This window comes from Colwellia sp. MB3u-45 (genome assembly GCF_014077005.1).
GTDB lineage: Bacteria > Pseudomonadota > Gammaproteobacteria > Enterobacterales > Alteromonadaceae > Cognaticolwellia.
Genome location: NZ_JACGVC010000053.1, coordinates 63163 through 77944, shown reverse-complemented (window position 1 = coordinate 77944; position 14782 = coordinate 63163). Strand labels below are relative to the sequence as shown.

At 38.8% G+C, this 14782-nt stretch carries 8 protein-coding genes; all 8 read right to left on the bottom strand.

Features of this window, described 5'->3' with window-relative positions:
* Positions 1-80 precede the first annotated feature (80 nt).
* The gene (locus tag H4J41_RS15555) at positions 81-3104 is read right to left on the bottom strand and encodes a sigma 54-interacting transcriptional regulator (protein WP_182136241.1); all 3024 of its coding nucleotides are present in this window, start codon (positions 3102-3104) and stop codon (positions 81-83) included.
* On the bottom strand, positions 3104-4876 hold the full coding sequence (locus H4J41_RS15550; RefSeq protein ID WP_182136240.1) for an EAL domain-containing protein: 1773 nt from the start codon (positions 4874-4876) through the stop codon (positions 3104-3106). Before H4J41_RS15550 ends, H4J41_RS15555 begins: the two co-directional genes overlap by 1 nt.
* Before the next feature lie 485 nt (positions 4877-5361).
* A complete protein-coding gene (locus H4J41_RS15545; protein ID WP_182136239.1) occupies positions 5362-5805 on the bottom strand; it encodes a hypothetical protein in 444 nt (147 codons plus the stop codon).
* A gap of 10 nt (positions 5806-5815) precedes the next feature.
* Positions 5816-5992 carry a DUF1328 domain-containing protein gene (locus H4J41_RS15540; RefSeq protein ID WP_182136238.1) on the bottom strand — a complete coding sequence of 59 codons (177 nt, stop codon included), beginning with the start codon at positions 5990-5992 and terminating at the stop codon, positions 5816-5818.
* A 645-nt stretch (positions 5993-6637) separates the two neighbouring features.
* Positions 6638-9214: a TonB-dependent siderophore receptor gene (locus H4J41_RS15535; protein WP_182136237.1), complete on the bottom strand. Its 2577-nt coding sequence runs from the start codon at positions 9212-9214 to the stop codon at positions 6638-6640.
* 1027 nt (positions 9215-10241) lie between these two features.
* On the bottom strand, positions 10242-12074 hold the full coding sequence (glmS, locus tag H4J41_RS15530) for a glutamine--fructose-6-phosphate transaminase (isomerizing) (RefSeq protein WP_182136236.1): 1833 nt from the start codon (positions 12072-12074) through the stop codon (positions 10242-10244).
* Positions 12075-12088: 14 nt separating this feature from the next.
* Positions 12089-12850: a DeoR/GlpR family DNA-binding transcription regulator gene (locus H4J41_RS15525; RefSeq protein WP_182136235.1), complete on the bottom strand. Its 762-nt coding sequence runs from the start codon at positions 12848-12850 to the stop codon at positions 12089-12091.
* Positions 12851-13288: 438 nt separating this feature from the next.
* Positions 13289-14650, bottom strand: a complete 1362-nt coding sequence (glmU, locus tag H4J41_RS15520; protein WP_182136234.1) for a bifunctional UDP-N-acetylglucosamine diphosphorylase/glucosamine-1-phosphate N-acetyltransferase GlmU — start codon at positions 14648-14650, stop codon at positions 13289-13291.
* Between the last annotated feature and the right edge of the window lie 132 nt (positions 14651-14782).

Genomic DNA, 14782 nt, shown 5'->3' with positions numbered 1-14782 from the left:
TCCAAGCCAAGTATAATCGTTAACTAGGCAAATAAAAAATTAAGCGAGTGATAAGTGCTAACCTACTTAACACTCGCTTATTATGAAATTAGCAACTGTTGCAAAATTTTGCGCAAGGTAGGCTGAGTTACATTGAGTAATTGTGCTTTTTTCTGTTGGCTGATCTCTTTTTTTATGACGATTTGATGTAATGTCATCTCAATTTTGGACCAAAGCAAGGTATTGGTGTTTCCTGTTAGCAATTGTCCTAATATTATGTCGCATTTAATCGCTAATTCATCCAGTTGAGAAAGCTTGAGATCTAATCCATTGAGCTTAGCAAAGCGACGTCGCAATGTTGATTCAGACTGGTCTAATTGCAAAGCTACTTGATACAGGCTGCCCCATTTAGCTAAACATACCGTTAACCATCGCAGCTCCAACCAAGCACTTGCTGGAAATAAACGCGTTTGCTGTAGCGCTATTGTCACGAGTTGACTAAGTAATATCGATATATCTGAAAATTGCGCTATGTTTACTTTCGTTTCATCAGTAAACGCCTCATGCTCAGACGAAAGCACATGCGCTGCGGATGCTTTAATATACCCTTGCTCTTGCAGATCCAAATGTGGACTATCGATTAATTTTCGCTCGCAAAGTATAACGGCCCGCATTATCGCGTTTCGCAGTTCTCTGATATTGCCTGGCCATGAATGGCCTTGCAAAATATTTATTGCTGCGGGGGTAAAATCAATAATTTCTTTTTTATATTGTTGGCTAAATTTAGCTAAAAAGTGACGACAAAGTAACAGGGCATCATCGCCTCGTTGATGCAGAGGAGGCAGGTTGACGGTAAAACCATTGATACGATAATAAAGGTCTGAACGGAAGCGCCCCATAGCAACTTCATCTAATAAATTACGGTTAGTGGCTAATACCAGTCTAACATCGACTTTACGCACACGCTGATCACCCACCGCGACATAGGTTTTTTCTTGTACAAATCGTAATAGCTTTGATTGAATATCAAGCGGCAGTTCTCCGATTTCGTCTAAAAATAATGTCCCACCGTCAGCTTGTGCAATCAGGCCCGGTTGATCATTCGTCGCACCGGTAAAGGCGCCTTTTCTATGACCAAATAACTCACTTTCTATTAAATTTTCAACTATGGTACTGCAATCTACAGTAATAAAAGGCTTTACTCGTAGCGAGCTATAATTATGTATTTGTCGTGCGATGAGCTCTTTACCTGTACCTGACTCACCAGTAATCAACACAGACGCGTCGGTAGGCGCCACTAACTGTACTTCCTGCATTACCGTGCGCATGGCAGCCGATTCAAAAAGCAATTCATGCTGATCGCCCATGCTGCTTTGAGCGATAACCGTTTTGCGTTGGTCATTTTCGAGTATAACAATACGATCAATAGCAGCAGCTAAATTGGGGCTGACTTGCTGTAATTGCGTACTATATTTTTCAGCATTCTTTTGCTCGCTCAACGGCCAACGTAATAAGATCATACCCAAGCATTGGTTACGAGTGAACAGGGGCACTATAATAGCTTGGCAAGATTCCGCAAAAGGCTTAAGTGGTTTACCTCTTAAATTATTCAAGCTAGCAAGTTGTATGTTTGTGCTAACCCAGTTCTGTAAACTTTCGACATCCATGTTTTGCTTAGATGTACTGCAAGACGACAGAATCAATGCTTGATTTTTAACTAAATATAAACCCACATATTCGCATTGCATGCCTGCGGTTAGCATTTGGCAAATTTGCTTGGAAAAAACTTGTAATGAATGTGTAGTGCCAATTAAGCGAATTAAGTCCCATTGCAATGAAAGTAACCTAAAGTCATCTCTAGGCACATCTGAAAACTTACCACTTATGTGATCAAGATTAGCAATAATGTTAGCGTCAAACTGCGGTTCCCAAGCGACTAATTTATCGCCACCTATGCTGCGAGCGGCTTGTAAGGCGGTATTCGCTCGCCTAAACAATTTTAAAGGCGATTGCTCTTCGAGCTGTTCTTCAGCATCAAGTGTTGCTATGCCAAAACTAAAGTTTAGCTTCAACTTTTTCTGAGTAAACGACTTATTCACTAACATTTGTCGTACTCGAGCGGCCAGTACTTGACCGTGCTTTTCATTAGTCTCAGGTAAATGTGCCGCAAAAACCACACCGCTATATCGACTGACAAAATCAGCCGTACGTAATAAATTAGTCAAACTGAGCATAATTTCATCCAACACTTGGTCGGCCAATTTACCTCCATGTTGTTGATTAAATTTAGCGAAATCATCAGGATTTATGAGTAATAAAGTTACGGGTTCAATGTGCGCTGTCTGTTGTTCTTCCCATTTCTGACGTTGCCAAGTCGCGACTTGGCGCATAATAAGTATATTATCTTGATGACGTAATGAACCTACAAAACCATCGACAATGATTACGGTATTTTCTAACTGAATAGGGAAAGGTGGTAACCTTGTCATGGCACCGGTTGGTTCAAGATCCGATAAAATATTTTGCAAACGATTCTTGGCTGTATCAGAGGGGATTTTAATACACGAAAGTAAATCTTTACCGATTGCAGATGCGCTTGAATCACCCAATACTGCCGATAACGCCGGATTAAGTTCGGTTATTTTCCCTTCAGTACTAAGCGTTACTACCAACTCTCCTAAACATTCAGTCAGTAAGTTAAACTTCTGCTCGCTATGTTGTTGAGTGCTATAAATCTCGTTATTACGTGCTAACAAAGATAAAATAGGTAACAAAGCTTGCTCATTTGACCAGTCAATAAACCAATGGTTTTTTGGTAATTGTGTCTGGGTTGTGAGTTGCGGATGCTCTTGTAGCCAAAATACTTGTTGAATATTGAGATTAAAACGCTTTATAAGCTGCTCTGCATGCTCAGTATTTTGACATGCTACAAGCATTGATGGCTGATCATCACAATGACTTGATAACGCTATTTTTTTCAACGCTATACCCGCAGCAGAAGCTTGGGACTGTAAAGTCAAAAACATCTTGGTGTAAACAGTACTGGCTGCAAAGTCACTATCTATATAAAGCGTGATACTATTTTTTACGTAAGCTAAAGTGCCGATGTGTTGCAATTTCGTCATTAAGAATTTTGCATAAGATGAGTAAAGTTCTGATTTAACAGCGGTGTAATATTTTTTGCAGCCAATGGCCGTGAAAATAAGTAACCTTGCAACAGTAAATGTTTGCTGTTCTTTAATATTTCTATTTGTGCCACTTCTTCTACACCTTCCGCGATAACGCCTAGCTTTAAACTTTTAGCCAGCGCTAAAATGGCTTGTACAATGGCAATATCGTCAGGGGCTGAATTAGCATCACACATAAAAGCCCGATCGATTTTAAGTGTATCAATGGGGAATTTTTTCAGATAGCTTAATGAGGAGTAGCCTGTCCCAAAGTCGTCAACCGCCAAGGTAACACCTAAGTTTTTCAATTCGATTAGGCGCTTAATATTTTCTTCAGCATCACTCATAATGACCGACTCGGTCAATTCCAACTCAAGTAGCGACGGCGGTAAGTTACAGTGCTTTAATGTTTGCGCAACAGTTTGAGTAAAATTAACTTGTCTAAACTGGTGTGCAGATACGTTTACCGCAATCCTTACCTCGTTACCATTATCTAGCCATTGTTTAGCCTGCTTACAACTCTGCTCTAAGACTAAAAGTCCTAAATCATGAATTAAGCCGGTTTCTTCTGCAATTGGAATAAATTCATCAGGAGGAATAATACCTCCTTGTGCTGGCAACCATCTGACTAACGCTTCAACGCTAACAATCTTACCTGTTTCAGCGCAAACTTGCGGTTGATAAAAGGGTACAATTTCACCTGACTTAATTGCCACACGTAGGTCTTGTTCAAGCTGTAAACGATTTGCCGCTGTTGCATTCATTGAGCCGCAATAAAACTTGAAACAGCCACGTCCAGCCTCTTTAGCCGAATACATTGCCGTGTTGGCATTTTTAAGTAAAGACTCGGCATTCTCACCGTCGTCTGGAAACATAGAAATACCAATGCTTGGCGTGATCACAACTTCATATTGCTCTAGCTTAAAAGGTTTAATGAAGCTTTGAATCACCCGTTCAGCGACCAACATCGCTTCACTTGAATTGCGCAACTTATTCAAGAAAATAGTAAATTCGTCACCACCAAAACTCGATAATTGACCGTTACTTATTAATTCTTCGTCGCTGTGCCGAGAAAACACATCGCTTTCTCGCATATTTTCTTGTAAGCGGTGGGCAACTTTACGCAGTAGTTTATCGCCAATACTATGTCCCATAGTATCGTTAATTCTTTTGAATCTATCGAGATCTATATACAAGATTGCGGCTTGATAGTCGTTGCGACGCGCCATGGCTATAAAGTTTTGTAAATTTTTCAGTAGCAACAGCCTATTTGGCAACCCTGTTAACGAATCATAAAAAGCCAGTTTATGAAGTGCTTTTTTTTGTGACATTTGATCTGCAAAGGCTTGGCTGGCACGGAGAATATATCTTACTCTCTGGGCTAATATTTCCCATTTAACAGGTTTCGAGATAAAGTCAGTAGCACCTACTGAGTAAGATTTATGAATAGAGTCCAAATCATCAGATCCGGTAACCATAATGATCGGAACATGTTTTCCACTTTCCAACGCTCTTATGTGTTCACACACATCAAAACCGTTCATTACTGGCATGGATACATCGAGTAAAATTAGCGCTGGCTGATGTTTTTCAAACTGCTCTACAGCGCGTTGGCCATCCTCAGCCTCTAATACTTCTATACTGTCGCAGGCGAATATTTCTTGCAGAATAATCCGAGCACTGACATCGTCATCACACACTAATATTGTAATTTTAGAATTATTTGGCATTTCTGAATATCTCTAATTATTCATAACTGAAAGTATTAATGGTGGGTATTATCGACCATTAACTTACCGTTATGAACTAATTTTGTAGCTGCGATAATATTGGAATTTTTCTTCCTTATTTATTCCAATAATTTTCAAAAGTTGAAAGTTTAAAAATAGCATAATAAATTGGTTATAACACTCTCTTTTACAGAGTATTACGGTAATATGATTATTGAAATTAAAGACTAGTTTATGCATACACCTGAGTTGTTAACCTAGCTTAGTTTTGCGTACGATTGCTTTACATTTTTAATTGCAAAGTTTTATCATTAAAAATTAAAATGACGCCATTAAACTATATTTATGATCAATTAACTACCGCTACATATTGCAATGTCATGCTGAATAAATTTTTATGGCGATATAATCGCTAAATAAAAAAGCCCTTGAAAAACAAGAGCTTTATAATTGAATTAAACTTATAGCTTAACTTATATTAAAGACTAACAACCGTCATCTTTAGTATCTGCACCCTCTTTTGTCTTTTCACAAGCATCTTCAATGGCGTTACCTGCATCTTTTTTCATTTCACCAAATTTATTGCTGACACTTTCTTTCATTTCATTTACTTTGTCGCCCGCGTTTTCCATAGCCTTGCCAGCGTCTTTCTTCATTTCCTCTACTTTTTCGCCTGCATTTTCCATAGCTTTGCCTGCGTCTTTTTTCATTTCATTCACTTTTTCGCCTGCAGCGTCAATAGCCTTGCCAGCATCTTCTTTCATTTCATTTACTTTATCACCCGCACCTTGAGTCATTTTACCCGCATCTTTAACTGCTTCTTCTACTTTTTTACCTGCGTCTTCTGCCTCTTTATCGCTACAAGCTGTTAAGCCGAACATGGAAACAAAGATAATAAGTGAAATTGATAGTTTTTTTATAAAAGTCATAAGTTTTTCCCTAAATTTTTGGTGATTTACCACGAACTGCATTGGCGATTAATGAAATAACCAACAACACAACGAAGATAAAAAAGATAGTTTTTGCAATACCTGCGGCTGTCCCTGCGATACCACTAAAACCAAATATTGCCGCAACAATCGCAACAACTAAAAAAGTAAGCGCCCAGTTTAACATAATAGATTCCTCCGTTTATTAAATTAAAAACCACCACCAACTTAAGACTACATTTATACCAACAACCTAATTAACTGATAACTAGTCACTATCTTTCATTCTACATTTGATTTAATAACGCTAGTTTACCGCTAAGTGAAAGTTTTTCAGACAAAACAGGTATAACATTTAGTGGGAGTTAATATATTTTTGTCTTAGCTTATCGCTAAGACACCTTAATAATAGCCACATTTTTATAAAACGTACTTATTTACAGAATAAACGCTATAACTTTCAGTAAGCATTAACTATCCGCCATAGTGACCATGACTTAGTACTGATTATTGTGCCGTTATTAACCGCCGTATTTACTGGTGAACTTTATATTTTTCCTACCATTTTCAGAACAGTTCCCCCTGAGTAACTGACTACTTTGTTGTCTGAAATAAGCCTTGTAATGGTGAAGTTTGATTAATGATCTTATCGGCGCAATAACAGTGAAGTTAAAACGAGTTGTTACTTTTCTTTGCTGTTAAACATAAAAAATCCGAAATCAATTGCTTGATTTCGGATTCTTAACTCACTGAAAAATTCATCTGTAAGTAAAGCTATGCCTAGATAATCGGCAGGTCAACTTTACCCAAGAGCACATTCAGTATAGGTAACTTAAAAGCTATAAGTTGCTTTTACGTAGTAGAAACCACCGTTAAAACCAAATGGTGATGTTTCATAGTATTTACCGCCCCAGCTATTATTTGCCGCACCTGTTTGTTGCTCAAAATCAAGCTCATTCGGGTATTCGTCAAATATATTCTGAGCACCAACACTCACTTTGAAATCTTCCATAACGTGATAGCTCACTTCAACATCAACAGTAACTTCTGAGTCAGCAACAATTTCTGTTCCTGGTTCAGCTGGAGAGCCTATCCAATCAACGTGCACGCCTTGGTATTCACCGTAGTAGTTTACACGGGTAAACATACTGACATTGTCCCAACTTTGTGACCAAGTAAAGGTCGCACGATGGTTAGGTAAATCATTTTCTAAACGAGAAACTTTACCGTCACCTGTGATTTCAGTGTAAGTATCAACAGTTGTCTCATTCCAGTTATAAGCTAAACCAAATGTGGTATCACCATCTAACAAACTCGTTGAATAGTTAGCTACAAAATCAACACCTTGAGTTGTAGTATCAAAATCATTAGTAAAGAAACTTACTTGTTGAATTGAATCTACGTTTGGTACACCATCAGCTTTTAACTTAACTTTATCATCAGCGGTTAAGTTATATTTAGTTGACTGAGAAACACGATCAGTTACTTCAATATTGTAATAATCAAGTGTGAAATGGATACCTTCTATTTCCCAAACCGCACCTAATGAAATGCTTTCTGATTCTTCTGGTGTTAGTTCTTTTGCACCAAGTTGCATTGCTACAGGGTTAGATGCTGGCAATAAAGCAGAATCAACCAACTCACCGCCATCTAAAGAGGTTTGCACATTAGAATAGTTAGCTTGACCAACCGTTGGTGCACGGAAGCCTGAACTTACTGAGCCACGTACTGAGAAATCATCGGTTACATTATATTGTGCCGTTACTTTATAGTTAGTGGTATTACCAAAAGTACTGTAATCTTCAAAACGTAGGGCATAGCCCATTAAGAAGTTTTCAGTGTATTGTGCTTCAACATCAAGATAAAGCGCATAGTTTTGACGAGAAAATGAACCGGCTGAAGAGGGTTTAAAGCCAGGAAAACCGTTAGAGCCGATACTAAAACCTTGGTCTGTATATGGACCTGCGGTAAAAGATGCTTCGTCACCTGCAGTCACTTCGAAAGTTTCTTGATGGTATTCATAACCACCAGCAATAATGAGTGGCATCTCCATGCCTACTTCAAGTTCTTTGACTAAATCAATGTTAAAGAACTTTTCAAGTTGAACGTGGCTACCTGGATTAAAGTCACGTGGTGTTTCAGGACCTAACGACGCATTTAACGTGTTGTAGATAACGTAACTTGATTCGTTACGACCTACAGAACCACTGACGTCATAAGACAAAGTGTCATCAAACTGACCACGTGTTCCCATGGTTATTGCTGTATCAACAATGTTACCACCAAAGTTAGGTGTAAATCCGCCTGGTGCTAATTCATTGAATGAAAAACAATTATCATTATTTGCGACATTATCAATGTAATTTTGTTGAGTTAACACGTTACCGGTAGTGATAGCTACAGGTTGACAAGTTCTCTCAGCACCCTCAGATTGCGCAAGATCGCCAATCAATAATGAAGCACCGTCGTCATTAGAGTAAACGCCACCACGGTTATGTGGATTACGATAATAGAAACCACCACGAACATCACGTTCAGAGAAGTTACCAAACATATACACTTCACGGTCGTTACCGATATCTAAACCAAAGTTACCAAAAATAGTGATGTCATCATTAACTTCTGGAGAACCCCAAACTTGAGTTATCGCTTCAACATTTGTGTTGCCGGCATCAATAAAACCTTGAGCGTCAGGACGTTGTACACTTCGACTAGTTGCATCAGCATTTTTATATTGAAAACTCAGGTTGGCAAAACCATCTTCAGTCAATGCCATACCAATATTACCAGAGACTTCAGTCGTATCGCCATCGCCTTCATAATATGAACCATGACGTACGTTTAATGAACCACCATCTGCATCATTTTTTAAGACGAAGTTCATTACACCTGCGATAGCATCTGAGCCGTATTGTGCTGCAGCACCGTCACGTAAAACTTCAACTTGTTTTAGAGCAGAACTTGGGATAACTGAAATATCAGGACCTTGAGCACCGTCATTAATACCACCACCTAACAATGCAATAACAGAAGCACGATGACGGCGTTTACCATTAACAAGTATTAACGTACTGTCTGATGAAAGACCACGAAGATTAGCAGGTTTAACTAAGCTGGCGGCATCTGAGATTGGGTTACTCTGTACGTTAAACGAAGGTACAGTACCTTTTAACAATTCAAGCATATCGGTGTTACCCGATCTTTCTAGCTCTGCTGCACCAATTAAATCAATAGGAACCGGTGAATTATCAACTGAACGTGGTGCACCACGAGAGCCTACAACAGCGATACGTTCAATGTTTTCTTTTTTAACTTTATCTGCATCATTTTCAGCAGCGAATGTTGGCGCAGTACCTAAAGCGATATTTACCGCTAAAGCTAAGGTAGCTATTTTAAATGTTGATGACATGTTCTCTTCCTCTAGTATTAGTATTTTATTATGTATTTTTATAGTTATATATTTTATTTTTCTATTTTTTTGTTTTGGTTTTTGTTTTTGTTTTTTTGCTCTTGGTCTTTTTCACTCCCCATTTTCGTAAAACAAAGCAAATCAGTAATTTTGGGCACAAAAAAACCATTAAGAGTGCTTCCAACCTATCGTCCCTGGATGCGCTACTAATGGTTTACTCCCTTAACTTCAAGCAGGATTTTTTCTTTTCCATGCCATTAATCGTAAAGATAGCACAACTCATCGCATAAGTTCACTTTATTTATGCTACTAATTTTATCCGCCAAAAAGAGACTTTCTGGCGCTACTGCGCTTTAAATAAGTACAGCAACTTAAGCATCTTAATTAGCCGTTACAAAACATTGTTCATTCACCGTCAACACAAATATTATTCGGCACTGAAATATACTCACTAAACCTAACTTATCACTAACAAATTAGGTAAGGTTTTACTGATGTAAAAAGTATCAACAATAAAAAAACTGCGCCAAAAGTAAGCTTATCTTAATAAATAATGAATATCGCTAACGTCTACCTTCAAATCAAAATCAATCATGCCAGTTACTGCGAGTTCTGATGCATGGGCGCATCACAGTTAGTAAAAAATGATTAAAGTGTTGTCGTGATGGTTCAAGAAATCCGCTAATGCTATGCATTTAGTTAGCTGGAATCAATATTTACAGAGCCTTATCTGGTCTGACGGTGGGCACTAGCAATAGCAGAAAATAATCCTGCATAATGCTAAATTTTTATGACATTGTCTGAATATTTAGCTCAATGAACTGTATGTTTTTTTTGTCAAATATAACCGTATTCTTTGCCTTAAAATAAATACATTAATGATGTTTGTTAATGTATTTATTTTGCTTATCTCAACCCCAGCAACAAAAAAGCAGCCTGATATTAAGGCTGCTTTAAAATGTTCTTATCTACTTTTCAGTTTACAATGTTATTTAACTGCTAGAGTTTTTAAACCCATAACAGCAAATTATTCAACCGTCACCGACTTGGCTAAGTTACGCGGTTGGTCAACATCGGTACCTTTGATAATGGCAACATAGTAAGACAGTAATTGTAGCGGCAAGGTGTAAACGATAGGGGCAATTAAGTCATCACATACAGGCACATTAATCACTTTCATGGTGTCATCGCTGCTGAAGTTAGCGTCTGAATCAGCAAATACATACATTAAACCACCACGAGCACGTACTTCCTCAACATTGGATTTTAACTTTTCAATTAAATCGTTTTGAGGTGCTACAACGATAACGGGCATTTCGGCGTCAATTAACGCCAGTGGCCCATGTTTAAGTTCGCCGGCAGCATAGGCTTCAGCATGAATGTATGAAATTTCTTTCAGCTTTAATGCCCCCTCCATCGCGATAGGGTACTGATCACCACGTCCTAAAAATAACGCATGATGTTTGTCGGCAAAATCTTCTGCTAAGTCTTCAATGGAGCCCGCAAGTGCTAACACTTCTTCTAGCTTACTCGGTAAGGTCATTAATGATTGAGCAATTTCGGTTTGCTTGTCTTTTGACATACCGTGATGCTGACCAATTGCTAAGGTCATCATTAATAAGCCCACCAGTTGAGTGGTAAAGGCTTTTGTTGAAGCAACGCCTATTTCAGCACCCGCTTTAGTCATAAAGGCTAAGTCAGATTCACGTACTAATGAGGAACCGTCAACATTACATATCGTTAAACTAGCTTGATAGCCTATTTGTTTAGCTAAACGCAAGGCGGCTAAAGTATCAGCAGTTTCGCCTGATTGTGAAATAGTCACTAACAAGGCATTTTTAGGTACATGCGACTGGCGGTATCTAAATTCACTGGCAATTTCTATATTACATGACACGCCAGCTAAGGCTTCTAACCAATAGCGTGCCACCATACCTGAATGGTAACTGGTACCACAGGCAATAATTTGCACATGTTCAATTTTTTGAAAAATATCATCAGCGCCTTCACCAAAGGTATTGATGTCTAAAACGTTACCCAATAAGCGACCTTCCAAAGTATTACGAATGGCGGTAGGTTGCTCAAAGGTTTCTTTTAGCATGTAGTGACGATATTCACCTTTATCGCCAACATCATGGCTAACCGCAGACTCTTTCGCTTCGCGTGTTACAGGCTTGCCGTTAGTATCAAAAACGTTCACTTCAAAACGCGTAACTTCGGCAACATCACCTTCTTCTAAGAAGGCAAATTTACGCGTCACTGGTAATAGTGCCAACATATCTGAGGCAATAAAATTTTCACCAACACCGTAGCCAATCACTAATGGGCTACCAGAACGTGCAACCACCACACGGTCTTTGTCGCGAGTATCAAGTACAACAGTGCCATAAGCCCCGGTTAATTGTTTTACAGTCGCTTGAACAGCACTTAACAAACTATTGGTGGATTTTAATTCATGATGCACTAAGTGAGCGATAACTTCTGTGTCAGTTTCAGAGGTAAAGCTATAGCCTAAACCTTGCAAACGAGTGCGTAAAGCTTCATGATTTTCAATAATACCATTGTGCACAACCGCAATGGTTTCTGACGAAATATGCGGATGTGCATTAGCTTCACTTGGTGCACCATGTGTTGCCCAACGTGTATGCGCAATACCCGTACCACCCGCTATTGGGTTAGCATGTAATGCATCAGCAAGCTCTTGCACCTTACCTAAACGACGGGCGCGATTAAGTTGGTTATTATTATCAACAATTGCAACACCAGCAGAGTCATAACCACGATATTCTAATCGCTTTAAACCTTCTACTAAAATGTCTGCTATATCGCGCTGTGCGACAGCACCAACAATTCCACACATATTATCTATCCTTTTTAACTTGCTATAACGAGGTTAACGCCTTGTTTGATAATTTCACTTCGTACGTTTTCAGGCATATCTGCATCTGTGATCAACGTGTGAATCTTTCCCCAAGGTAATTCTAAATTAGGTATTTTGCGATTAAGTTTTTCTGAATCTAGCATCACGATAACTTCACGAGATACTTCCGCCATAACTCGGCTTAAGCCTAGCAGTTCATTAAATGTTGTTGTACCGCGAGCTAAATCAATGCCATCGGCACCAATAAATAGCTGATCAAAATCATAAGAGCGTAAAACACTTTCTGCCACTTGCCCTTGAAATGACTCCGAATGCGGGTCCCAAGTACCACCGGTCATCAATAATGTGGGTTCATTTTCTAGCGCATGTAAATCAGACGCTATAGCAAGTGAATTAGTCATCACCACTAGGCCTTGTTTCACATTCAACTCCCGCACTAACGCTGAGGTTGTGCTGCCACTGTCTAAAATAATACGATTATGGTCTCTGATCAGCGATGCCGCTGTTTTTGCGATCATTATCTTTCGTTTCGAAACTTTATCTGTTTTCGGCGCGATAATTTCATGAGGTAAAGGCACTGCGCCACCATATCTGCGCAGCAGTAAACCACTATTTTCTAATACCGCCAAGTCCTTACGGATAGTAACTTCTGAGGTATCAAACATTTTTGCAAGCCTATCAACACTTACTTCACCTAGGTTACTTAGCTCGGCAATAATGGTGTGACGACGTTGCTGAGTATTTCGTTTTGACATTGCTTTCGTTTTACTCTTAAAAGTTTCGGTTTAAAACTTAGCTATTAAAACAAAAGCTGAAAATAAAAACAATATTTATCTAAAGATCGGGCATCAATTTAGTTAACTATTGATTAACTCTCATCTGGTTTTCAGCATAAATGAGTATTTTTGAGCTCATTATCCGTTGACCGTTAGTTTATTGATAATAAAAATTATATTGGTTGGCTGAGCTATTTTATAGCTAGAGAAAATGGCTCAATATAAGCTATTTATTTAATAACTAGTTGTTCTAACTATGAAATAAATAATGTCGTTGTTGGTTATTTTAACAAGTAACAATACTCACAAAGTGAGTGATATGGATATAAGTTATGGTAAAAATAAAATGCACGCATTGTTAAATTTGTGCATTTTTCTCATGATAAATTTTAATAGGCTGATATTAAGGATATAAGGTTATTTTTTACTTGGGCGTTTCCAACCAGCAATATTACGCTGTTTACCACGCGCCACACTTAATTCATGATCATCAACATTTTTAACAATCACTGAACCGGCGCCAGTTGTGGCCATTTCACCAATAACAACAGGTGCTACTAATGAGGTATTTGAACCGATAAAAGCCCCCGCGCCGATAATTGTTTTAGCTTTATTTACACCATCATAGTTACACGTAATAGTGCCAGCACCAATGTTAGCGTTAGCGCCTATTTCTGCATCACCTAAATAACTTAAATGGCCGGCTTTTGCACCTTCGCCTAAGCATGTTTTTTTCATTTCAACAAAATTACCCACATGAGCATCACGTTTTAATTCTGTGCCGGGGCGAATACGAGCAAACGGACCTACTGAGGCTAGCTCACCAATAATGGCACCTTCGATCATGGTATTAGGTTTAATGTCAGCACCTTTGCCGATAGTACAATTTTTTAAAATACAATTAGCGCCAATGGTCGCGTTATCGGCAATATCGACATTGCCTTCAAAAATACAGTTCACGTCGATCACCACTTCTTGACCCACGCTAACATGGCCACGAATATCAATACGGTTAGGATCACGTAAACTCGCGCCAGCAATCATCAAAGCTTCTGCTTTTCTTATTTGATACGCGCGCTCTAGACCGGCCAGTTGCACACGGTTGTTGGCACCTTCTACTTCAATTTCACTATCAGGGTGGGCCGTTGCAATAAGCTTACCTTCTTGATGACAAGCAGCAATAATGTCAGTTAAGTAATATTCACCTTGGGCATTATCGCTTGATAAATTGGCTAACCAGCGTTTTAAATCACCGCCATTGGCCAATAAAATACCTGTGTTAGCTTCATTGACTAACAATTGCTCAACAGTGGCATCTTTTTGCTCAACAATGCCAACCACTGTGCCTGAGCTATCGCGCATAATACGACCATAGCCGGCTGGGTTAGCTAAATGCACGGTTAATAACGCCATACCATTGTCAGGCTTAGCGGCAATTAATCGCTGTAATGTGCTCACTTTAGTTAAAGGTACATCACCATAAAGCACTAATACATCTTCATCGTCAGATAAAAATGGCGATGCCATATCAACAGCATGACCTGTGCCTAATTGCTCTTTTTGTTCCACAAAGGTTAAATCATCACCCGTGACTTTGGCTTTAAGCACATCGCCGCCAAAACCATAAACCAAGTAGATATTTTCGCTATCAACTTGACGTGCAGCGTCAATAACATGAGAGACCATCGGCTTTTCAGCAACGGGATGAAGAACTTTAGGTAAAGCAGAGCGCATGCGAGTGCCTTTACCCGCAGCTAAGATAACAACAGAGAGAGCCATAATTTGTCCGATTATTTTTATAAAGTTACATAATTCAAGTTGTCATTAAGCATAAACTGATTAACTTGGCATTAACGTATGCCAACATTGTAACGTTAAATTAAATGCTTCTCTATTAAAATCATATTAACC